Consider the following 21,764-nt stretch of genomic DNA (forward strand, 5'->3'; position numbering starts at 1 on the left):
GTACTTCAACTGAACCCAATTTATAACAGAAACAAAAAATCCTCCTGCATAGGCAAGAGGACTTGAATTTTATTTGTTTGAATCGGTTTGATTCATCACTTTATCGATTTGACGTTGCTGCTCTGCTTTCACTTCTTCCAGTTTCCGCAGTTGTTCAGCTTTTTCAAACTTCCTATATCCTAGACGTGAGATCACGATACTGATTTCATATAGGATGAACAAAGGAACCGTGACGAACAAATGCGATACGATGTCAGGAGGTGTGATGAATGCCGCCAATACGAACAGGCCAAAGTAGGAATATTTCCGTACCTTCACCAAGACTTTTGGCTGCAATATTCCTAAACGGGATAAAAATAAAATGACGATCGGCAGCTGGAAAACGAAACCGAACGGCAAAAGTATAGAAAAAAGAAAAGAGAAGTATTCGTTAATACCAATTGTCTGTTCAATGTTTAATTGATCAGACAAATTAATCATGAATTTCATAATATATGGCAGTAACACGAAATACGAGAAACTGATCCCTGCTAAAAACAGAAGAAAAGCAAAGGGAATGTACGACAGTGTGACTTTTCTTTCTAAATCACGAAGACCTGGGGATATGAACGCCCACAATTGATACATTAGGACCGGTGAAATAATGATGATCGCCAAGAAAATGATTACCTTTAAATAAATGACAACCGGATCGACGACATTAAATGCATTCAACACTACTTCTTCTGCCGGTGTATCATATTGGATAAAGTGAATCAAAGGCTTTGCAAAAAAGAAACTGGCAATCACGCCAACAATAAAGAAAACGACGATAACCATCAGCCGTTTTCGAATCTCATCTATATGTTCAACGATCGTTAAGTTTTTATCTGCCATCAGACTAACACCCTAACTTAGCGCACTTCTTCTTTCTTGTCTTCAACCTTTTTTACCTCATCGTCATCCGCAAGACCTTTCGTTGCGTTTTTAAACTCACGCAATGAAGAACCGAATGCTTTACCGATTTCAGGTAACTTCTTAGGACCAAATATAAGCAATGCGATAACCGCAATAATTAACAAACTACCAACGCCTGGAGCCATGATTGGTCACCTCCTCATAATATGTCTATTCTACACGAAAACCCTCGCATTTACTATTGCCAGGTCAGTTCATTTGTGAATCTTTTACGTCATTTTTAATGAGATAAATCAATGTCTGTAACTCGCCGGAAAGATCGATGCTTTGGATACGGATCGTATCGGGTACAGCCAGCCGTTCAGGGGTGAAATTCAAAATTCCTTTCACACCAGTTTGAGCGAGGCGGTCCGTCAATTCCTGTGCCACTCTCTTCGGTACGGTCAAAATAACCATTTCGATCCCTAGTTCAAGGATTTTCTCCTCCAGTCGATCAGGCGGATAGATCGGAATATGATTCCGTTCTTCGCCGTCATAAGGCGCTTTCGGATCAAATGCTACAACAATTTTCGTGTTGTGAATCTTTTGGAAGTTGTACTTCAGAAATGCATTCCCAAGACTCCCGACCCCGATCAAAGCCACATTTGTTTCTTCATCTTGGTCTAGTGTCTCGCGGAAAAACTGCAATAATGAATCAACATCATAGCCGTATCCTTTACGTCCCAGCGCACCAAAATGCGAGAAGTCCCTGCGAATTGTAGCGGCATCAATCTTCATTGCTTCGCTTAATTCACTAGACGAAATTCGCTGTACACCTGCATCTGCGTAATTGCGTAAAAATCTATAGTATAAAGGCAATCGTTTCGTTGTTGCCTGCGGAATTCTTTTTGTACCCACTGCTTTCCTTACCCCCAGTGTTGCCCTATTACATCCTCCGCTTAAATCCTCAAGGAAAACGAAGGTGAGCCGCTTTTATCGTACAGGAGAACCCATCAGTTGTAAAGCCGATTATTGCATGGTGATACCGATTCCATTAAACTTAGAAGGGAATAGAGGTGTGAGGCTTGATTATTTTACAAGTAAATGGACTGACCAAGTCTTTTTCAGGCACGGATCTGCTGGAAAATGTGCGTCTCGAAGTTCAACATCGAGACCGCGTTGCATTAGTTGGACGCAATGGTGCCGGAAAATCGACATTATTAAAAATAATAGCAGGCGAATTATCAGCCGACGAAGGCGATATTATCATCCCGAAAGACGTACGAGTCGGCTATTTGGAGCAACATAGCGGTATTGATTCAGAATTGACGATTTGGGATGAAGTAATGACAGTATTTGCACCGCTTCGACAAAAAGAAGAACGTTTACGCACTCTCGAGCATCAAATGGCCGAGCCTTCCGTCTACGAAGACGCAGATCGCTATGCGCGTGTTATGGCTGAATATGATGAACTGCAGATTGCATTTAAGGAAGCAGGAGGCTATCAGTTTGAGGCCGATGCGCGTTCTGTCCTTCATGGAATGCGGTTTTATCCGGAAGACTACGAGAAGCCTGTCGATCTATTATCCGGCGGCCAAAAGACGCGGCTCGCGTTGGCTAGGATGCTGCTGAGCAAGCCGGATTTATTAATACTGGATGAACCGACGAACCATTTGGACATCGAGACCTTAAATTGGCTGGAGCGCTATCTATCCGCTTACGAAGGGGCGATTCTGATTGTTTCGCATGACCGTTATTTTCTCGACAAGGTCGTGACAACAGTCTATGAGGTATCTCGTCGAAAAGTGACGAAATACAGTGGAAATTACAGTACCTACTTAGATGAGAAAGCGAAAAATTATGAAAGGGACCAAAAGCTTTTCGAGCAGGAACAAGATGAGCGCGCGAAGCTTGAAGAGTTCATCCAGAAAAACATTGCACGCGCATCGACTTCCAAAATGGCGAAGAGCCGCCGCAAACAACTGGAACGCAGGGAGTGGATGGATTCACCTGAAGGCGATGAAAAGTCCGCAAACTTTTCATTTTCATTGGATCGGCCGAGCGGCAATGATGTCCTTTCCCTCGATGACGTAAAGATTGGCTATGGATCACAGCCCGTGTCAGAACATATTTCCGTACGCGTCTATAAAGGAGACCGCGTTGCTTTTGTCGGGCCGAACGGCGTCGGCAAGTCGACGTTACTGAAGACCATCGTCAAGCGTAATGAGTTGCTTGACGGCGATATTCGCTATGGTACCAACGTCCAGTTCGGATACTATGACCAAAACCAGGCAACATTGATTGGGTCTGGTACGGTTCTGCAGGAAATCTGGGATGACTGGCCCATGATGAACGAAAAGGATATCCGCTCCTTGCTTGGTCGCTTCCTGTTTACTGGCGACGACATCGAAAAGCACGTGACGTCGTTATCAGGCGGAGAAAAAGCCAGGCTTTCATTGGCCCAGCTCATGCTGGAAAAGTCCAACACACTTATTTTGGACGAGCCGACAAACCATTTGGATCTCGATAGCAAAGAAATTCTTGAAAACGCGCTGGATGACTTTCCAGGAACGATTCTTTTCGTTTCCCATGACCGCTACTTCATCAATCGACTCGCAACGAAAGTTATCGAACTGAGCGAACATGGCGCAGTTGAATACTTGGGCGACTATGATTACTATGTCGAGAAGAAAACAGAAATGGAAGAAATCGCTGCAGTGACACAGGTTGAGCAACGTGAAAAGGAACCTGCTGCAAAGAAAGAAAATGCCGGAAAAGAGTTTCAGCGTCAAGAACGTCGGCTAACTAGAGCGATTGCTGAAATCGAAAAGAAGATGGAAACATTTGATGATGAAATCGCCGAACTACAAGCCCAGTTATTGAATCCTGACATTGCGAATGACCACGTCCAGTTGATGGAGATTCAACGTCATATTGACGAGCTTCAAGCGACGCATGATGAACAAGCTGAAGAATGGTTAATGCTACAAGATGAATTAGAGAATTTATAAGAAAAGTCGGCTGTCCTGAAAGTGAGATACTCTTTCAGTGACAGTCTTTTCTTATATTCCGGGTAAGTGAAGCAAAGAGGCAACACTAAGTATTGTTTGCACCGTAACAAATTATGATAACTTATAGTCTGACAAATTACGACTTACACATTACAATTGCAAACGTAATTCGTCAACATGACTGATACACAAAGAGCTCTCTTGATTTATCCACCTTTTTTCTCCACAATCTTTTCCACAGTAGAAATCCCATTTTGAATACATATGAACATAGTTATGAACATTATCCACAGAGTTTATGCGAAACATCCACAAAGTTATCCAAGTGACACACCCGCATCGTGCACAACTTTCTAAACTTACCCACATTTAATCCACAAATTGTGTATAAGTACGAATGTTCCCTATTGACAATTCTTCTTGCGCATAATGAAAAAACACATATTTTGCTGAATATTAGCAAAATATGTGTTCATTATTAATAATTCCATGATTTCAATGGCATACCAGGACGACCATTCATCGTTGAGTCGCTGCGGACGCCACTTTTCCACATCTCATACCCAGCTGCCGCTATCATGGCCGCGTTATCTGTGCATAACGCAATAGGTGGAACATAGAAAGGAATTCCTTCTTTTTGCAGTGCCTCTGTTAAAGACTTGCGCAAGCCTTGATTGGCAGCTACACCTCCTGCAGCGATTACTTGTTTTACATCAAATTGTTTGGCTGCCTTCACAGTCTTTACCGTCAGCACATCCACAACGCTCTGTTGAAAACCTGCAGCTACATGCTGAGGATCGATCTGTTCGCCTTTTTGCTCGATATTATGCTTATAATTAATGACCGCTGATTTCAAACCACTGAAACTGAAATCATACGAATCCGCCTCTAGCCAAGCGCGCGGAAAATCAATGCTTTGCTCACTTTCCAATGCAAGCCTATCTACTTGCGGACCACCTGGATAAGGCAATCCAAGCACACGGGCCACCTTGTCGTAAGCCTCTCCTGCTGCATCATCACGTGTTTCTCCAATCAACTCGAAGGACCCGTGGGACTTCATGACGACGAGTTCCGTATGGCCGCCAGAAACAATCAATGCTAGCAGCGGAAACTCCATTGGATGCATTAGTTGGTTGGCATACACATGACCTGCAATATGATGTACGCCGATCAGCGGCAATTGGTTAGCAAACGCAAAAGCCTTCGCTGCATTTACCCCAATCAATAAGGCTCCTACCAGTCCAGGACCCTCCGTCACAGCAACAGCTTCCAAATCTTTTGGAACAATTTCAGCTTCCCGTAGCGCTTCTTCAATAACGAGTGTGATTTGCTCCACGTGTAAGCGAGAAGCGATTTCAGGCACTACACCGCCGAATTGTTTCTGCTGTTGAATTTGCGAAGATACTATAGATGATACAATTTCGGTACCATTTTTCACGACCGAAGCTGCCGTTTCATCACAACTTGTTTCAATACCTAAAATATAATGATCTTTCTTCATTCGAATTCCACCCACATGACGAGCCCATCTTCATGGTCGTCCGTATAATAGTTTTTCCTGATCCCGCCTTCTTGAAAACCCAATTTACGATAAAGAGACCGCGCTGGTTCATTGCTGACACGCACTTCCAACGTCATTGTTCGTACTTCATTTAGTCTGCACAACTCCATTGCCTTTCGCATGAGATCTTCTCCAATTCCTTTTCCGCGCAATGATGAGCGAACTGCTACATTCGTAATATGACATTCATCCAAAACAATCCACATACCACAGTGACCAATAATCTCGCCATCCAGTTCCGCTACAATATAATGAGAGTACTCATTGCCTGCCAGCTCATGCTCAAAGATCTCTTCTGTCCAGGGCGTAGCAAATGCTTCACGTTCGATACTCGCCACCGAAGTAATATCTGCTAACGTCATTTTCCGAAATACTACATCCTCACTCATTGGTAGGCTCCTTCTTCACCAAGTTGGCTTCCGCTTCTGTGATGCGTCTATACTGCGGAGTAAAAGAATGTACAGAGTCGGCTTGTTCAGCCCGCATAGCTAATGAAATAACAGAGGAAGCGCGTGGTACATTCACAGCAAATGAAGTGAATTTCGCTTGATCTCCCAACTGCTCACGAATACTTTGCTCATGCAACTTCACATCTTCACCAATAAATAAAACGGGTTCTTTCATCTCTTTCAGTTGTTCTAAAAGCTCTGCCAGTGCACAGTGCTGATCTTCCATCACACTCACTAGCTCTTCTCCAGCCATACGATAAATCGCCGAATAGACATTAGACCGTCTAGCATCAAATAGTGGGCATAGGAGCCCGTTGTAAAGCTGACCATTCATAGCCAAAGACTTCAAACTGGAAACTCCATAAAGCGGCTTGCCCAATGTCCAAGCAAGTGTTTTTGCAATCGTTACACCGATCCGCACACCTGTATAAGAACCCGGTCCTTCAGAAACTGCAATCGCATCAATTTCCGAAGGGGATATTGATGTTTTTCGGCAGACCTCTTCAACAGCCGGCATTGCCCGCAAAGAGTGATTGACCTTCATCATACTCGACTCTTCAATCAGTAACTCGCCATCTTTGACGATTGCTACTGACAATGGAGAGTTCGCTGTATCAATACCTAACCATATCATATAAAAATCTCCTCACAAATACGTGTAAATCGTTCACCTTTTGCCGTTAGTTCAACTGTGCGTGTTTCCGGTCCTGTATGATGAATAACAACCTCCAAGCGCTGTTCAGGCAATTCATCTGCAATAAATTGCGCCCACTCAATGATGGAAATCGCGTCTCCATAAAACAACTCGTCCCACCCTAAGTCTTCATCGCTAGTAGCCAAACGATACACGTCTAAATGATTAAGGGGATAATTCCCTTCGTACTGTTTAATAATCGTAAAAGTAGGACTGCTGACCGTCCGGGTGATACCTATAGACTTCGCAAGTGCTTTCGCAAATGTTGTTTTGCCAGCACCTAAATCGCCTTCAAGTGTCAGTACATCAGGCGGCTTCAAGTAACTGCCGATCTCAGCAGCCAACTTTTCCATCTCTTCAACTGACTTTATTTCTTTTCTCCACACAGCCAACGCACCCTTCTAATTTCATCATAATACTAGTGTACAGAAAAACAAAGTAAAACAAAAGCTTAGACAGCGGAAGTTCATCTACAAGAAAAAACGATTTCACCGGTAAGGTGAAATCGTTTGGAATGTTAAAATATGGCGGTCCCGACGGGAATCGAACCCGCGATCTCCTGCGTGACAGGCAGGCATGTTAACCGCTACACCACGGGACCATGAAAAAATTCAAAAAAATAAAAAGCCTAGCAACGTCCTACTCTCACAGGGGGAAGCCCCCGACTACCATCGGCGCTGAAGAGCTTAACTTCCGTGTTCGGTATGGGAACGGGTGTGACCTCTTCGCCATCGTTACTAGACAGATGAGTAAAGCTTGTTCACTCAAAACTGAATAAAAGACATTGTGTACATCAAGTAGTACTTCTTAAAAATAGGTTAAGTCCTCGATCGATTAGTATCTGTCAGCTGCACACGTCGCCGTGCTTCCACCCCAGACCTATCCACCTCATCATCTTTGAGGGATCTTACTTACTTGCGTAATGGGAAATCTCATCTTGAAGGGGGCTTCATGCTTAGATGCTTTCAGCATTTATCCCGTCCATACATAGCTACCCAGCGATGCCTTTGGCAAGACAACTGGTACACCAGCGGTATGTCCATCCCGGTCCTCTCGTACTAAGGACAGCTCTTCTCAAATTTCCTGCGCCCGCGACGGATAGGGACCGAACTGTCTCACGACGTTCTGAACCCAGCTCGCGTGCCGCTTTAATGGGCGAACAGCCCAACCCTTGGGACCGACTACAGCCCCAGGATGCGACGAGCCGACATCGAGGTGCCAAACCTCCCCGTCGATGTGGACTCTTGGGGGAGATAAGCCTGTTATCCCCGGGGTAGCTTTTATCCGTTGAGCGATGGCCCTTCCATGCGGAACCACCGGATCACTAAGCCCGTCTTTCGACCCTGCTCGACTTGTAGGTCTCGCAGTCAAGCTCCCTTATGCCTTTGCACTCTACGAATGATGTCCAACCATTCTGAGGGAACCTTTGGGCGCCTCCGTTACTCTTTAGGAGGCGACCGCCCCAGTCAAACTGCCCACCTGACACTGTCTCCTGCCCGGATCACGGGCATGGGTTAGAAGTCCAATACAGCCAGGGTAGTATCCCACCAACGCCTCCTCCGAAGCTGGCGCTCCGGAATCCAAGGCTCCTACCTATCCTGTACAGGCTGCACCGGAATTCAATATCAGGCTACAGTAAAGCTCCACGGGGTCTTTCCGTCCTGTCGCGGGTAATGCGCATCTTCACGCATATTATAATTTCACCGAGTCTCTCGTTGAGACAGTGCCCAGATCGTTACGCCTTTCGTGCGGGTCGGAACTTACCCGACAAGGAATTTCGCTACCTTAGGACCGTTATAGTTACGGCCGCCGTTTACTGGGGCTTCAATTCAGAGCTTCGCTTGCGCTAACCCCTCCTCTTAACCTTCCAGCACCGGGCAGGCGTCAGCCCCTATACGTCACCTTACGGTTTTGCAGAGACCTGTGTTTTTGCTAAACAGTCGCCTGGGCCTATTCACTGCGGCTCTCTCGGGCTATTCACCCTACCAGAGCACCCCTTCTCCCGAAGTTACGGGGTCATTTTGCCGAGTTCCTTAACGAGAGTTCTCTCGATCACCTTAGGATTCTCTCCTCGCCTACCTGTGTCGGTTTGCGGTACAGGCACCTCCCGCCTCGCTAGAGGCTTTTCTTGGCAGTGTGAAATCAGGGACTCCGGAGACAATTCTCCTTGCCATCACAGCCTAGTGTTATATGAGAACGGGATTTGCCTCGTTCTCCACCTCACTGCTTAGACACGCAACCAACTGCGTGCTCACCCTATCCTACTGCGTCCCCCCATTACTCAAACGGCGGGGAGGTGGTACAGGAATATCAACCTGTTGTCCATCGTCTACGCCTATCGGCCTCGACTTAGGTCCTGACTAACCCTGAGCGGACGAGCCTTCCTCAGGAAACCTTAGGCATTCGGTGGAAGGGATTCTCACCCTTCTTTCGCTACTCATACCGGCATTCTCACTTCCAAGCGCTCCACCAGTCCTTCCGGTCTAGCTTCAACGCCCTTGGAACGCTCTCCTACCATTGACTTGCGTCAATCCACAGTTTCGGTGATCCGTTTAGCCCCGGTACATTTTCGGCGCAGCGCCACTCGACCAGTGAGCTATTACGCACTCTTTAAATGATGGCTGCTTCTAAGCCAACATCCTGGTTGTCTGGGCAGCGCCACATCCTTTTCCACTTAACGGATACTTGGGGACCTTAACTGGTGGTCTGGGCTGTTTCCCTCTCGACGATGGATCTTATCACCCACCGTCTGACTCCCAAACATAAATCATCGGCATTCGGAGTTTGTCTGAATTCGGTAACCCGGGATGGGCCCCTCGTCCAAACAGTGCTCTACCTCCGAGATTCTTTCGTTTGAGGCTAGCCCTAAAGCTATTTCGGAGAGAACCAGCTATCTCCAGGTTCGATTGGAATTTCACCGCTACCCACACCTCATCCCCGCATTTTTCAACATACGTGGGTTCGGGCCTCCAGTCAGTGTTACCTGACCTTCACCCTGGACATGGGTAGATCACCTGGTTTCGGGTCTACGACCCCATACTCATGCGCCCTATTCAGACTCGCTTTCGCTGCGGCTCCGCTTTCTCAGCTTAACCTTGCATGGAATCGTAACTCGCCGGTTCATTCTACAAAAGGCACGCCATCACCCATTAACGGGCTCTGACAATTTGTAGGCACACGGTTTCAGGTTCTATTTCACTCCCCTTCCGGGGTGCTTTTCACCTTTCCCTCACGGTACTGGTTCACTATCGGTCACTAGGGAGTATTTAGCCTTGGGAGATGGTCCTCCCGGATTCCGACGGAATTTCACGTGTTCCGCCGTACTCAGGATCCACTCTGGAGGGAATGCACTTTCGACTACGGGGCTGTTACCCACTGCGGCGGATCTTTCCAGATCGCTTCGTCTAATGCATTCCTTTGTAACTCCGTATAGAGTGTCCTACAACCCCAGGAAGCAAGCTTCCTGGTTTGGGCTCTTCCCGTTTCGCTCGCCGCTACTAAGGGAATCGATTTTCTTTCTCTTCCTCCGGGTACTTAGATGTTTCAGTTCTCCGGGTGTGCCACGATCACGCTATGTATTCACGTGAACGTACTGTCCCATTACGGACAGTGGGTTTCCCCATTCGGAAATCTTCGGATCAAAGCTTACTTACAGCTCCCCGAAGCATATCGGTGTTAGTGCCGTCCTTCATCGGCTCCTAGTGCCAAGGCATCCGCCGTGCGCCCTTTCTAACTTAACCTATAAAAGGTCCAACGTCTCTCTAGCGATAGAAAGAACGAAGGTTAAAAAGTTTACATGAATCAAACAAAATGTTCGATTCGGTTGATTACTTGATTACTTTCAATGTCGTTTTATCCAGTTTTCAATGAACAAGTCTAAAGAAAAAAGCTTTGAACACTCAAAAAATGAGCCTTCAAAACTGAACGCAAAACGTTAACGTGACGGATCGAAGATCCATCTTCCGAATGCCAAGATGGCATACTATCCTTAGAAAGGAGGTGATCCAGCCGCACCTTCCGATACGGCTACCTTGTTACGACTTCACCCCAATCATCTGTCCCACCTTCGGCGGCTGGCTCCCGTAAGGGTTACCCCACCGACTTCGGGTGTTACAAACTCTCGTGGTGTGACGGGCGGTGTGTACAAGACCCGGGAACGTATTCACCGTGGCATGCTGATCCACGATTACTAGCGATTCCGGCTTCATGCAGGCGAGTTGCAGCCTGCAATCCGAACTGGGAACGGTTTTGTGGGATTGGCTCCCCCTCGCGGGTTTGCAGCCCTCTGTACCGTCCATTGTAGCACGTGTGTAGCCCAGGTCATAAGGGGCATGATGATTTGACGTCATCCCCACCTTCCTCCGGTTTGTCACCGGCAGTCACCTTAGAGTGCCCAACTGAATGATGGCAACTAAGATTAAGGGTTGCGCTCGTTGCGGGACTTAACCCAACATCTCACGACACGAGCTGACGACAACCATGCACCACCTGTCACCGCTGTCCCCGAAGGGAAAAGCATGTCTCCATGCCGGGCAGCGGGATGTCAAGACCTGGTAAGGTTCTTCGCGTTGCTTCGAATTAAACCACATGCTCCACCGCTTGTGCGGGTCCCCGTCAATTCCTTTGAGTTTCAGCCTTGCGGCCGTACTCCCCAGGCGGAGTGCTTAATGCGTTAGCTGCAGCACTAAGGGGCGGAAACCCCCTAACACTTAGCACTCATCGTTTACGGCGTGGACTACCAGGGTATCTAATCCTGTTTGCTCCCCACGCTTTCGCGCCTCAGCGTCAGTTACAGACCAGAAAGCCGCCTTCGCCACTGGTGTTCCTCCACATCTCTACGCATTTCACCGCTACACGTGGAATTCCGCTTTCCTCTTCTGTACTCAAGTCCTCCAGTTTCCAATGACCCTCCACGGTTGAGCCGTGGGCTTTCACATCAGACTTAAAGGACCGCCTGCGCGCGCTTTACGCCCAATAATTCCGGACAACGCTTGCCACCTACGTATTACCGCGGCTGCTGGCACGTAGTTAGCCGTGGCTTTCTGGTAAGGTACCGTCAAGGTACAGGCAGTTACTCCTGTACGTGTTCTTCCCTTACAACAGAGCTTTACGATCCGAAAACCTTCTTCACTCACGCGGCGTTGCTCCATCAGACTTTCGTCCATTGTGGAAGATTCCCTACTGCTGCCTCCCGTAGGAGTCTGGGCCGTGTCTCAGTCCCAGTGTGGCCGATCACCCTCTCAGGTCGGCTACGCATCGTGGTCTTGGTAGGCCGTTACCCCACCAACTAACTAATGCGCCGCGGGCCCATCTCACAGTGACAGCCGAAACCGTCTTTCAACATCTCTTCATGCGAAGAAATGGATTATTCGGTATTAGCCCCGGTTTCCCGGAGTTATCCCCATCTGTAAGGTAGGTTGCCCACGTGTTACTCACCCGTCCGCCGCTAATCTTTAGGAGCAAGCTCCCAAAGATTCGCTCGACTTGCATGTATTAGGCACGCCGCCAGCGTTCGTCCTGAGCCAGGATCAAACTCTCCATAAAAGAGAAATTCGAGTTAGCTCGATTTCTTGCTGGCATCATTTAAGATACTCATTTTGTTTATGTCACCGGCAGAGCCGATGCACAAACGTATAATTCGTTAACGTTTTGCTGTTCAGTTTTCAAGGTTCATTTGGTTAAATAATATGGAGCGGGTGAAGGGAATCGAACCCTCATCATCAGCTTGGAAGGCTGAGGTTTTACCACTAAACTACACCCGCATATAAATTGTAATGAATAGCATGTTTGGTGCGGTAAAGAGGACTTGAACCTCCACGGGGTTAACCCCCACTAGGCCCTCAACCTAGCGCGTCTGCCATTCCGCCACTACCGCTCTGTTTTAGCGACAAACTCTATTATACATGATTGAAATGATAAGTCAACAACTTTTTTAAAAAAGTGGTGAGCCATACAGGATTCGAACCTGTGACCCTCTGATTAAAAGTCAGATGCTCTACCAACTGAGCTAATGGCTCGTTTTGAAAGTAAAAAACGAGATGTTCCAAATACCATACTTGATCCTTATAACACTTTAAAAAGTGATGTTATAAAAATGGCTGGGGTAGCTGGATTCGAACCAACGAATGACGGAGTCAAAGTCCGTTGCCTTACCGCTTGGCTATACCCCACTACTGATAATCTGTTCGTCAGACTTCTAGGCATTCGTTTCATTTTACTAAAGTGACCCCTACGGGATTCGAACCCGTGTTACCGCCGTGAAAGGGCGGTGTCTTAACCGCTTGACCAAGGGGCCTTAGTTATATTGTTCGGTAAACTAATGTGCGATTTGTTCCGCATGTCTCAGTCGACTTTTCCTATTATAGACAGGGTCATCAAATTCGTCAACCTTTTTTATCAATCTTTTTAAAAAAACTTTCATTATTCTTCTAGAACCTTGATTTAACAAGCTTTCACTTTAAATTTTTTTATTTTATTTTGTATAGCCTCTATCCCGATTCTAAGATCCTTCTGAAAACATTTCACTTTAACAATACTTACTTGTGGGTCAAAAAACTTTTTATTCATTCTTGGAAAACGCTATTACGATGAGAATATATAATATAAGACTGGTATGGTCCTACGAGACTTTAGCGCGTCTCACTGAGTTCATTGCCAATATTTACGAGTAAAGGCTGCCATATAAAAGACATTTCAGTCTTTCATGACAGCCCTTTTCTTTATTTATACTACTCTGACGATCTTCCCCGCACATTTTCCGCAACGATATTTACGGCAATCCATTCGTCTTCGTCTTTGATAGTTGCACCCACAGGCAGTACAACGATAATGGTGGACGACCGTACTTTTCGTTCTTCGCTCTGCAAGCGGCTTACAATGACGTGGCGAATTTGTCTGTCGTAACAGTTTTTTAAAATCGGTATCCCCATGTTTATATCCTTTACCTTCTAAATGAAGATGGTAATGGCATAGTTCATGTTTGATGATTCCAACCAATTCATCCTCGTCGTAAAGTTGGACAACAAGTGGATTAATCTCAATATAATGATTGGATAGCTTATAGCGTCCTCCTGTTGTACGCAACCTTTTATTAAAGATTGCTTGATGGATGAAAGGTTTATAGAAGACGTCGAGTGAGATTTGCTCGACTAGTTGTTGTAGTTGTTCATCCGACATACTCATATTCTCCCTTACTTAGATAAAGGCAGCATGGATAAAGCAATACGTCCCTTTTGTCGATCAACTGAATCGATCCACACTGTCACAATGTCACCGGAGGCTACGACGTCTAATGGGTGTTTGACGAATCCTTTTTTCATCTTCGATATGTGAACCAGACCGTCTTCGGAAACACCAATATCAACAAAGGCACCAAAATCCACGACATTTCGGACAGTCCCTTGCATTTCCATTCCTTCATGCAGATCTTTAATATCCAAAATATCCGCTTTCAGTAATGGTTGTGGATAGTCGTCACGAGGGTCACGGTTGGGGCGTTGCAACGTTTCGATAATGTCCTTAAGCGTGATCTCTCCAACCTCTAGCTGTCTAGCCAGTTGTGCAATGTCGACTTTCCCCAAAGCCTCTGTCGCTTCACTCGTTCCCAATTGAGTTTTATCCAGCGCTACTTCTTTCAAAACGGATTCTGCAATTTTATAGCTTTCCGGGTGAATCCCTGTTGTATCAAAAGGTTCTTTGGATTCTGGTATGCGCAGGAAGCCGATTGCTTGCTCATATGTTTTGGCACCTAATCTTGGAATCTTCTTTAAGTCTGTTCGCTTTTTGAATTTACCTGCTTCTTCTCTTGCTTTGACGATGTTTTCAGCTACAGTTTTTGAAAGCCCTGAAACATATTGCAAAAGTGAAGAAGAGGCGGTGTTGACATTGACACCTACCTGGTTTACAGCCGTTTCTACGACAAAGGACAAGGACTCCGACAGATTCTTTTTTGCCACGTCATGCTGATATTGCCCCACACCTATTGACTCGGGATCAATTTTGACGAGTTCTGACAGCGGATCTTGCAAACGACGTGCAATCGATACAGCGCTACGCTGTTCGACTTGGAGATCAGGGAACTCTTCCCTTGCTTGCGGTGACGCCGAATAGACACTGGCACCTGCCTCGTTTACTATCACGTAGGAAACTGGCTCTTCAGCTTCTTTAATTAGTTCGACAATGAATTTCTCGGTTTCTCTTGAAGCGGTTCCATTGCCGATTGCAATGATCGAAATCGGATATTTCTTCAATAAATCCATTATTACTTTTTTCGATGCCTCTTTTTGCGGTTTGGGCGGATGTGGATATATCACGGAGATATCATGAAGCTTACCCGTCTCATCTACGACCGCCAACTTACACCCTGTACGGAAAGCAGGGTCCACACCGAGAACTGTCCTGCCTTTTAAGGGAGCTTGCAGTAAAAGGCTCCGAAGATTTTCGGAAAACACATGAATCGCCTGCGCTTCGGCTTTTTCAGTCAACGCTGTTCGTACTTCCCTTTCAATAGAAGGAGCGATTAACCGCTTGAATGAATCTTCCAATGCGTCCTTTATATAAGATGCAGATGGCGAACCTGTTTGTTTGAGGTACGCCCGCTCCAGATCTCCGACAATCCGATCAGCCGGAAAACCTACACCGACACGCAGTACATCTTCCTTTTCTCCACGATTGATAGCAAGCACTCTGTGAGGAACAATTTTATTCAACGGTTCTTCGTAATCATAATAATTTTCGAAAACTTTTCGCTCATCTTCCGCACCTTTTTTCAAAGCAGCCGTCAAGCGTCCTGCAGACCACGTAGTTTTACGGATACGTTCCCGCATTGTGGCGTCTTCAGAAACTCTTTCCGCAATAATGAATTTAGCACCTTCAAGAGCATCTTCGATTGTGTGAACCTCTTTTTCCGTGTTCACGTACACAGCAGCTGACTTTTCGATACTACTGTTTGTTTGTTGCATCATCTCATCAGCCAGCGGTTCTAAACCGCTTTCGATAGCGATCATCGCCTTCGTTCGACGTTTTTGCTTGTATGGACGATATAAGTCTTCAATTCGCTGCAATACAGTCGCCCGCTCAATATCGGCCTTTAATTGATCGTTCAGCTTTCCTTGCTCTTCGATCAAACGAAGTACTTCCTCTTTTCGTTGTTCCAATGATTTTACATAGTGATAAGAGTCTTCAATCTCTTTTATCTGCACTTCATCTAATGAGCCCGTTGCTTCTTTGCGGTAACGCGCAATAAAAGGTACTGTGTTGCCTTCTTCCAATAGCGCGATAACACTTGCAGTTTGACGTTTGCCAATGCCTGCTCGGCTCGCGGTTGCTTCCATAAGATCTATTGACAATTCAACCACCCCTTCTTCTTTCCATATAATAGCATAGGTCGAATTCAGATTCCCGCCCCACCTATCTGATAAGTACATACAAAAAAACCCACTTCAAATTAATGAAGCAGGCTTGCCGCGATGAATGTCGCATCATCATTCGAATCGATTGTACTTTCAATTTTTCTGTACAATTGATAGGGCGTGGTGTTCTCTTGTAAATACTTTTTAGGGCTACGCAAGCTCACGCCATCTGAATGTAAGAAAAATCGATCATTCTTATGATATGGATAGCGTTGCGTACGAAGTGATTGCGGACGTCCTGATAGGTAGCCCATGACAGGTAACGGATAAATCATCTGACCATTTGACTGTAGGATATATAGACGGATATTACCAACACAACTGTATTCCAAAGTTTGCTGGGTAAAATAAACTTTTACAATACCGACCGCTGCGCCACGTTTGTGGAACATTAATTTATTGCAACGTAGCAACAAATCGTCAGGTGATTCATGATGGTACTCTTCCAATACGTTCGGTATCACTTCGGCGGATTCCTTAGCGTCTGTTCCGCTTCCTAAACCGTCTGCGATTGCACAAATGAAATAATCTTCTTCTGAATGAATGTAGTATGCATCCCCAGAATCCTTATTTCCCTTTTTCGACTGTTGGTATATATATGCCTCTACATATTCATTCTCGAAAGTTTTCACTACTTCGCACCACCACTTGTTAGTATTACTTCTTGCAGTTTCTTAATTGCTTTTCTTTGCAGTCTAGATACATGCATTTGAGAGATATTCAGTAATTCTCCAGCTTCTTTCTGACTCATCTGGTCAATATATGTATACTGGATAATTTGGCGCTCACGTTCGCTCAATACACTTAATGCATCTAAGACCAGCATTCGTTGGTCTGTCTTTTCAAATCCACCGTCTGTTTCACCTATAATATCAAGCAGCGTAATTGTGCCGCCTTCTGAATCCGCATCCAGCGTATGGTCAATGGATAACGCTTGATAGCTTCTGCCCATCTCCATTGCTTCCAATACAAGTTCTTCATCAGTGTCAAGATACTCTGCTATTTCGTATACCATAGGCGAGCGTTGAAACTCTGTTGTCAACGTCTCAACAGCCGCTTTAATTTTAGGGCCCAATTCTTTTATACGTCGCGGTACATGGACAGCCCATGTCTTATCGCGAAGGAAACGCTTGATTTCGCCTATAATTGTTGGTACGGCAAATGCTTCGAAACTTCTTCCTTGCTCAGGATCATAGCGACGAATCGCACCTAATAACCCGAGCATACCTGCTTGCACGATGTCTTCGTGATGTGATTGGCCACGGGAATATTTCCGGGCAATCGAATGAACCAAACGCTCGTAATGCAAGACTAACTGCGTCTGGGCGTCGTCATCTTGTGTCTCTTGATATTCATGTATCCACTGAATTACTTGTTCCTTTGTCTCATTGTCACGAGAAGACCGTTGGTTTGACATGTCCTTCTCCTCGCTCTCTGCCCAAGTATTTGGTCATGAAGACGATGACACCCTCCCCATGATCAATTTTCACTTCATCCATTAATGCTTCCATCAAGTAAAGGCCTAATCCTCCTTCCCTTAATGGTGATTCCTCGTTCCAGTCTTGGTATGGACCAATCTTCTTCTTCGTTTCTTCAAAATCGAAGCTTCTGCCATGATCTGTCACGACAATTTCCAATCGGTCCTCATAGAGGGCACAGCCTAAAATCACTTCACCTACTTTCTCGTCATTGTAGGCGTGCTGCACTGCGTTCGTCACAGCTTCACTTGCAGCGATTTTCAAATCCTCGATCTCATCGTATGTAAATCCTAGACGGCTCGCCAAGCCTGAAATCGCCAATCGAGCTACCCCAACATATTGTGGTTTCGCCGGAACTTTCACTTCAATATAATCAAACGCTTGCATCATCTTCGCCACCTTCTATCTGTTCTATCTCCATAATTTCATTCAACCCTGTGATTTCGAATAAGCGATAGAGGCGCTGATTCAATCCTTTGATCACCAATTTAGCGTTATGTGCTTTAATCTCTTTATAGAAGCCGACGAAAACGCCTAAACCTGTACTATCCATGTAATTAACCTCAGATAAGTCCAGCTCAACTTCCATTCCTTCTGCCTGCTCTAGCTTTGCCAAATGTTCCTTCAACTTTGGTGCCGTATATATATCAATCTCACCAATAATCTTAAATTTATGAACTAAATCCTTGTCTACTTGCTCAACTTGTAAATTCATTTCGCCACCCCGATCGGTTTCTCTATTTTTCCAATTTATGCGCATCATCATTTCGATCTTTGCGCACATCTTGTTATATACCCGCTTTCCAAACTTCAAAACATTTATTTTGTTTTTTTCAAAATAACCAGTGTAAAGTCATCATGCAACTGGTAGTCTTGCATTCTAGAAAGTTCATTAAATAAATAGTCGACCATCGCTTGTGCATTTTCGGACTTCACTTGACACAGTAAGTTTTCGATAAAATCCATTTCAATGAATCCATTTTCCGTTCGAGTTTCACTTACACCATCCGTCATTATAACGACAAAATCATTCACTTCGAGCTTAACTGTACGTTCCTCGTATTTCGCTTCTTCCTGAACTCCAAGCAGAAGCCCTTTGCTCTCCAATAGCTTAAACTCTTTTTCGGCTGCACAATAAAAAAGGGCTGGTTCATGTCCCGCTGAAGCATAGCGAAACGTAGCGGTATCCGTGTCATACTTTCCATAGAACATGGAAACGAACATCGAATCGGAAATGCTTTTTTCAATCATTTTATTAATAAAACTGAGTACTTCAGATGGACTTCTCTTTTCGTAGCGCAGACTATCCATGCCGAATTTCACCATGGACATATGCATAGCAGCAGACATCCCTTTGCCAATAATATCCGCCACCGCTAAGCACACTTGACTTGAAGTTTCATTCAAAAAGTATACATAGTCCCCATTCATCTGTTTAGCAGGCTTTGAGATCCAGCCGATGTCCAGTCCTTGTACTTCAGGAGTCGCGGTCTGTAACAGCGTATTCTGCATCCTTACCGCAATATCCATCTCCATTTGAATGGCTTCTTGCTTACGAATTAGACTTTGGTGTTCTTTCAAAGCTAGTCCATAATGGATCATCATTTCAATTAAAAAATCAAAAGAAATACTTACTTCCGGGGGCAGGTCCTCGATCAACTCTTCAATAGAGGTTTTGTGAAGGCTGATGACATCTTCAGGCGCAATTTTCTTTTCTATAAAATTACGACTGAATTGCTGACCTAAATAAAGATCTTCTTCCCCTTGGGTGCGCAGAAAACTCCTCAGCATTTGTTTATACTGTTTACCTGTCTCCTGTGGCAATGTTCTTCAACTCCTAGTGCAACCATTTCGTCGCTGTAATGGTAGTACCAATACCTACTTCCGTCTCAACGCGAAAATCATCCATCAATCGCTTGACTCCAGGCATACCGGCACCCAACCCTCCAGAAGTAGTAAATCCATCCTCCATCACTTTTTGCAAGTCAGTAATACCCGGGCCTTCGTCTGAAGCCGTAATAATCAATCCTGCTCGCTGACCAGCCCGGACAGGCTCGATTTTAATTACACCTTTTCCTGCATACAGATATATATTTCTTGCCAATTCGCTGATGGCAGTTGTAATTCTTGCCTGGTCCACTGTTCCAAAACCAGTTTCCTTCGCCTCATTACGGCCAAGCTGCCTTGCTGCAACAATGTCCCATTCCGTATTGATCTCTATAGAAGACCCGTGCTCCATGGTCAGGCCTCCAATTCTCTAGTCAATTTCTCTAGCCCATTTTCTAGATCTAATGCAGTCTTCACATTTTCCAAGCGTATGCCAAGTTCAATAAGTGTGATGGCTACTGATGGTTGAATACCTGTGATGACCACTTTCGCTCCCATCAGACTGGTCATGTGAATCACGTCACCAAGTACTTTCGCGATAAATGAATCAATGAAGTCAATTGGCGTCAGATCGATTACCACACCGCGGGCTGATGTCTTATGCAATTGATCCAATAAATCTTCTTGGAATTGCAAAGCGGTCTGATCGTCTAGCTCTACTTGAATGGATACGATTAATGTATCTTTTAACTTTAGAATCGGGATTCGCATCTTCATACTATTCCTCCTCCACTATCGTACGTCCTGTCATCTGCAACGCCTCTTGCATCCCTCGTCTCAGTGTGCTGGTCGTTGAAAAGTCCGTTAAGTTAATACCCAATGTCACGATAGTCTGAGCAATTTCAGGACGAATACCGACCAACATACATTTCGCTCCGACAAGCCGCACTGCATCTGCAGCCTGAATTATATGATGAGCCACCATTGTATCCACGACTGGTACGCCTGTAATATCAAGCAACACCACTTCGGCACGTTGTTTTACGACACCTTCCAACAAATTTTCCATAATCAGTTTGGCGCGCTCTGTATCGATCGTCCCTACTAACGGCATAACGGAGATTTTTTCAAATACTGGAATCAAGGAGGCTGATAATTCCTGCAAAGCAATTTTTTGCAAGCTATCTGTTTGTTCCCACTTCGTAGCGTATTCTTCAATAATACTCTCGCGCAATGGGTTAATCCAGCTGGAGAAAATGTCCATACCTTGACGCAGATTTGAATTCGTCAGAACACCCGTTTCGAAAAACAACTCATATACAACTGCGGAGAATGTATCAATCGCACGGTTAATGAATTTGATGGACCAACCAAAATGAATGATCTTCTCCGTGAACTCGTCCAATCTTTCTTTATCCACTTTCTCTCGATGGGATAAGTTAGAAGTCATTAATGTAGTAAATTCCCTGCTCGTCGTTTCTACAACACTCGCCGGCATTAAATCTAAAAATCGCTCACTGGAGTTGTCCTTCATTTGCTCCACCCAGCGTTTGGTGATGGTATCTATATTGTCGGATATGCTTTGTTTCATTACTTCATTCATCGCCACTTGTTCCTCCCTATACCTTCAGTTATCTCTATTGTAACGAAAATTTGTACAAACTACATGTATTTTGCTGTTTTTTTATTAAAGAACTATACAAAAAAACACTAGAGCCTATTGGCAGTAGTGTTTTAGGGTAGCAGCCATCTTGTACTGCTTTTTTAAAAAACTGTAGTTAGAATATGTATGCTAAAATTTAATGAGCCCGAAACTTACTTGCAATGACTCATCGACTTGTTTCATTAACGCATCGTCTAAATGTGTTATTTTGTCTGTGAGCCTCGACTTGTCGATTGTGCGGACTTGCTCGAGCAGGATGACTGAATCCCGCTCGAATCCATGCCGTGCCGCCGTTATTTCGACATGTGTCGGCAATTTTGCTTTTTGTATTTGTGCAGTAATGGCTGCCACGATTACTGTGGGACTAAACCGATTTCCGATGTCATTTTGTATGACGAGAACCGGTCGGGTCCCTCCCTGTTCAGAACCGACTACAGGTGACAAATCTGCAAAAAAGACGTCTCCACGTTTAATTGCCAACTTTTCATCCTCCGCTGACGCAACGTTCCACGGTATGCTGAGCTTCAAATTCCGCATATAAACACTCTGCCGCTATGTTTAGGTTAATCTGCGACATTTCAACATAACCTCTGATCATAGCTTCCCGCAATAAGGAAGCTTCACCATACTCCATATGTCTCTCTGTCGTCATATAAACGAAATCATCTTGCATCTGCTCCCGCTGAAAGATTGCGTCTTCATTTTGCTGCAGCAATCTTGTTGGGGCTATACTAATTATTTCTTTTTCGTTTTTATTCGTACGCAACTTGAGCACCTCCGACAAACCCATCCCTT

General features: G+C 45.1%; 20 protein-coding genes, 6 tRNA genes and 3 rRNA genes. 1 reads left to right on the forward strand and 28 read right to left on the reverse strand.

Translation table 11 applies throughout. The features are described from left to right. Nucleotides 1-69 precede the first annotated feature (69 nt). The 3 genes from tatC to MKX97_RS15660 all read right to left on the reverse strand — a co-directional run bounded on the left by tatC (nt 70) and on the right by MKX97_RS15660 (nt 1,794). Nucleotides 70-876 carry a twin-arginine translocase subunit TatC gene (gene tatC / locus MKX97_RS15650; RefSeq protein ID WP_342536450.1) on the reverse strand — a complete coding sequence of 269 codons (807 nt, stop codon included), beginning with the start codon at nt 874-876 and terminating at the stop codon, nt 70-72. Nucleotides 877-893: 17 nt separating this feature from the next. Beyond that, on the reverse strand, nt 894-1,082 hold the full coding sequence (locus MKX97_RS15655) for a twin-arginine translocase TatA/TatE family subunit (protein ID WP_009498842.1): 189 nt from the start codon (nt 1,080-1,082) through the stop codon (nt 894-896). A gap of 64 nt (nt 1,083-1,146) precedes the next feature. Further along, nucleotides 1,147-1,794 (reverse strand): redox-sensing transcriptional repressor Rex, encoded by a 648-nt coding sequence (locus tag MKX97_RS15660; RefSeq protein WP_009498844.1) that lies wholly within the window; start codon nt 1,792-1,794, stop codon nt 1,147-1,149. Between the two features lie 167 nt (nt 1,795-1,961). Here MKX97_RS15660 and MKX97_RS15665 point away from each other — a divergent pair, with 167 nt between their 5' ends. Further along, complete coding sequence (locus MKX97_RS15665; RefSeq protein WP_342536451.1) at nt 1,962-3,887, forward strand: ABC-F family ATP-binding cassette domain-containing protein; 1,926 nt, start codon at nt 1,962-1,964, stop codon at nt 3,885-3,887. A 478-nt stretch (nt 3,888-4,365) separates the two neighbouring features. On the opposite strand, the gene tsaD is transcribed toward MKX97_RS15665, so the two are convergent. The 25 genes from tsaD to MKX97_RS15790 all read right to left on the reverse strand — a co-directional run bounded on the left by tsaD (nt 4,366) and on the right by MKX97_RS15790 (nt 21,735). After that, complete coding sequence (gene tsaD, locus MKX97_RS15670) at nt 4,366-5,388, reverse strand: tRNA (adenosine(37)-N6)-threonylcarbamoyltransferase complex transferase subunit TsaD (RefSeq protein WP_009498847.1); 1,023 nt, start codon at nt 5,386-5,388, stop codon at nt 4,366-4,368. Then, the gene (gene rimI, locus MKX97_RS15675) at nt 5,385-5,837 is read right to left on the reverse strand and encodes a ribosomal protein S18-alanine N-acetyltransferase (RefSeq protein WP_009498849.1); all 453 of its coding nucleotides are present in this window, start codon (nt 5,835-5,837) and stop codon (nt 5,385-5,387) included. Before rimI ends, tsaD begins: the two co-directional genes overlap by 4 nt. After that, a complete protein-coding gene (tsaB, locus tag MKX97_RS15680) occupies nt 5,830-6,531 on the reverse strand; it encodes a tRNA (adenosine(37)-N6)-threonylcarbamoyltransferase complex dimerization subunit type 1 TsaB (protein WP_009498850.1) in 702 nt (233 codons plus the stop codon). Before tsaB ends, rimI begins: the two co-directional genes overlap by 8 nt. After that, nucleotides 6,528-6,977 carry a tRNA (adenosine(37)-N6)-threonylcarbamoyltransferase complex ATPase subunit type 1 TsaE gene (tsaE, locus tag MKX97_RS15685; protein WP_009498851.1) on the reverse strand — a complete coding sequence of 150 codons (450 nt, stop codon included), beginning with the start codon at nt 6,975-6,977 and terminating at the stop codon, nt 6,528-6,530. Before tsaE ends, tsaB begins: the two co-directional genes overlap by 4 nt. 139 nt (nt 6,978-7,116) lie before the next feature. Further along, nucleotides 7,117-7,192, reverse strand: a tRNA-Asp gene (locus MKX97_RS15690). A 25-nt stretch (nt 7,193-7,217) separates the two neighbouring features. Next, nucleotides 7,218-7,333: ribosomal RNA gene (gene rrf / locus MKX97_RS15695) — 5S ribosomal RNA — on the reverse strand. Between the two features lie 72 nt (nt 7,334-7,405). Continuing rightward, a 23S ribosomal RNA gene (locus MKX97_RS15700) occupies nt 7,406-10,331 on the reverse strand. Nucleotides 10,332-10,583: 252 nt separating this feature from the next. Then, a 16S ribosomal RNA gene (locus MKX97_RS15705) occupies nt 10,584-12,135 on the reverse strand. The 16S, 23S and 5S rRNA genes sit together here with 6 tRNA genes alongside, the layout of an rRNA operon. 144 nt (nt 12,136-12,279) lie before the next feature. Continuing rightward, nucleotides 12,280-12,353 (reverse strand) — tRNA-Gly (locus tag MKX97_RS15710). A gap of 26 nt (nt 12,354-12,379) precedes the next feature. After that, nucleotides 12,380-12,466: transfer RNA gene (locus MKX97_RS15715), tRNA-Leu, on the reverse strand. A gap of 66 nt (nt 12,467-12,532) precedes the next feature. Next, nucleotides 12,533-12,608 (reverse strand) — tRNA-Lys (locus tag MKX97_RS15720). Between the two features lie 78 nt (nt 12,609-12,686). Further along, a tRNA-Gln gene (locus MKX97_RS15725) sits at nt 12,687-12,761 on the reverse strand. 53 nt (nt 12,762-12,814) lie between these two features. Beyond that, a tRNA-Glu gene (locus tag MKX97_RS15730) sits at nt 12,815-12,886 on the reverse strand. 428 nt (nt 12,887-13,314) lie between these two features. Then, nucleotides 13,315-13,767 (reverse strand): SprT family protein, encoded by a 453-nt coding sequence (locus MKX97_RS15735; protein ID WP_342536452.1) that lies wholly within the window; start codon nt 13,765-13,767, stop codon nt 13,315-13,317. Nucleotides 13,768-13,781: 14 nt separating this feature from the next. After that, nucleotides 13,782-15,923: a Tex family protein gene (locus MKX97_RS15740; protein ID WP_342537525.1), complete on the reverse strand. Its 2,142-nt coding sequence runs from the start codon at nt 15,921-15,923 to the stop codon at nt 13,782-13,784. Between the two features lie 113 nt (nt 15,924-16,036). Next, complete coding sequence (locus MKX97_RS15745; protein ID WP_340760610.1) at nt 16,037-16,633, reverse strand: PP2C family serine/threonine-protein phosphatase; 597 nt, start codon at nt 16,631-16,633, stop codon at nt 16,037-16,039. Then, nucleotides 16,633-17,418 carry an RNA polymerase sigma factor SigB gene (gene sigB / locus MKX97_RS15750; protein ID WP_009498857.1) on the reverse strand — a complete coding sequence of 262 codons (786 nt, stop codon included), beginning with the start codon at nt 17,416-17,418 and terminating at the stop codon, nt 16,633-16,635. The genes MKX97_RS15745 and sigB overlap by 1 nt, the downstream gene beginning before the upstream one ends. After that, nucleotides 17,393-17,866 carry an anti-sigma B factor RsbW gene (gene rsbW / locus MKX97_RS15755; RefSeq protein ID WP_040759889.1) on the reverse strand — a complete coding sequence of 158 codons (474 nt, stop codon included), beginning with the start codon at nt 17,864-17,866 and terminating at the stop codon, nt 17,393-17,395. The genes sigB and rsbW overlap by 26 nt, the downstream gene beginning before the upstream one ends. Next, entirely contained in the window at nt 17,853-18,194 is a 342-nt protein-coding gene (locus MKX97_RS15760) for an STAS domain-containing protein (RefSeq protein ID WP_040759890.1), read from the reverse strand. Before MKX97_RS15760 ends, rsbW begins: the two co-directional genes overlap by 14 nt. Nucleotides 18,195-18,298: 104 nt before the next feature. Then, complete coding sequence (locus MKX97_RS15765; protein WP_342536453.1) at nt 18,299-19,303, reverse strand: PP2C family protein-serine/threonine phosphatase; 1,005 nt, start codon at nt 19,301-19,303, stop codon at nt 18,299-18,301. 13 nt (nt 19,304-19,316) lie between these two features. Further along, entirely contained in the window at nt 19,317-19,718 is a 402-nt protein-coding gene (locus MKX97_RS15770; RefSeq protein ID WP_078818250.1) for an anti-sigma regulatory factor, read from the reverse strand. 2 nt (nt 19,719-19,720) lie between these two features. After that, nucleotides 19,721-20,083, reverse strand: coding sequence for an STAS domain-containing protein (locus tag MKX97_RS15775; protein WP_009498863.1), 363 nt, complete (start codon nt 20,081-20,083; stop codon nt 19,721-19,723). Between the two features lies 1 nt (nt 20,084). Beyond that, the gene (locus tag MKX97_RS15780; RefSeq protein ID WP_078818251.1) at nt 20,085-20,909 is read right to left on the reverse strand and encodes an RsbT co-antagonist protein RsbRA; all 825 of its coding nucleotides are present in this window, start codon (nt 20,907-20,909) and stop codon (nt 20,085-20,087) included. Nucleotides 20,910-21,098: 189 nt separating this feature from the next. Then, nucleotides 21,099-21,449, reverse strand: a complete 351-nt coding sequence (locus tag MKX97_RS15785; protein WP_009498865.1) for a type II toxin-antitoxin system PemK/MazF family toxin — start codon at nt 21,447-21,449, stop codon at nt 21,099-21,101. Between the two features lie 4 nt (nt 21,450-21,453). Continuing rightward, nucleotides 21,454-21,735 carry a transcriptional regulator gene (locus tag MKX97_RS15790; RefSeq protein WP_245799529.1) on the reverse strand — a complete coding sequence of 94 codons (282 nt, stop codon included), beginning with the start codon at nt 21,733-21,735 and terminating at the stop codon, nt 21,454-21,456. Between the last annotated feature and the right edge of the window lie 29 nt (nt 21,736-21,764).

The organism is Sporosarcina sp. FSL K6-3508, from assembly GCF_038615825.1.
GTDB lineage: Bacteria > Bacillota > Bacilli > Bacillales_A > Planococcaceae > Sporosarcina > Sporosarcina newyorkensis.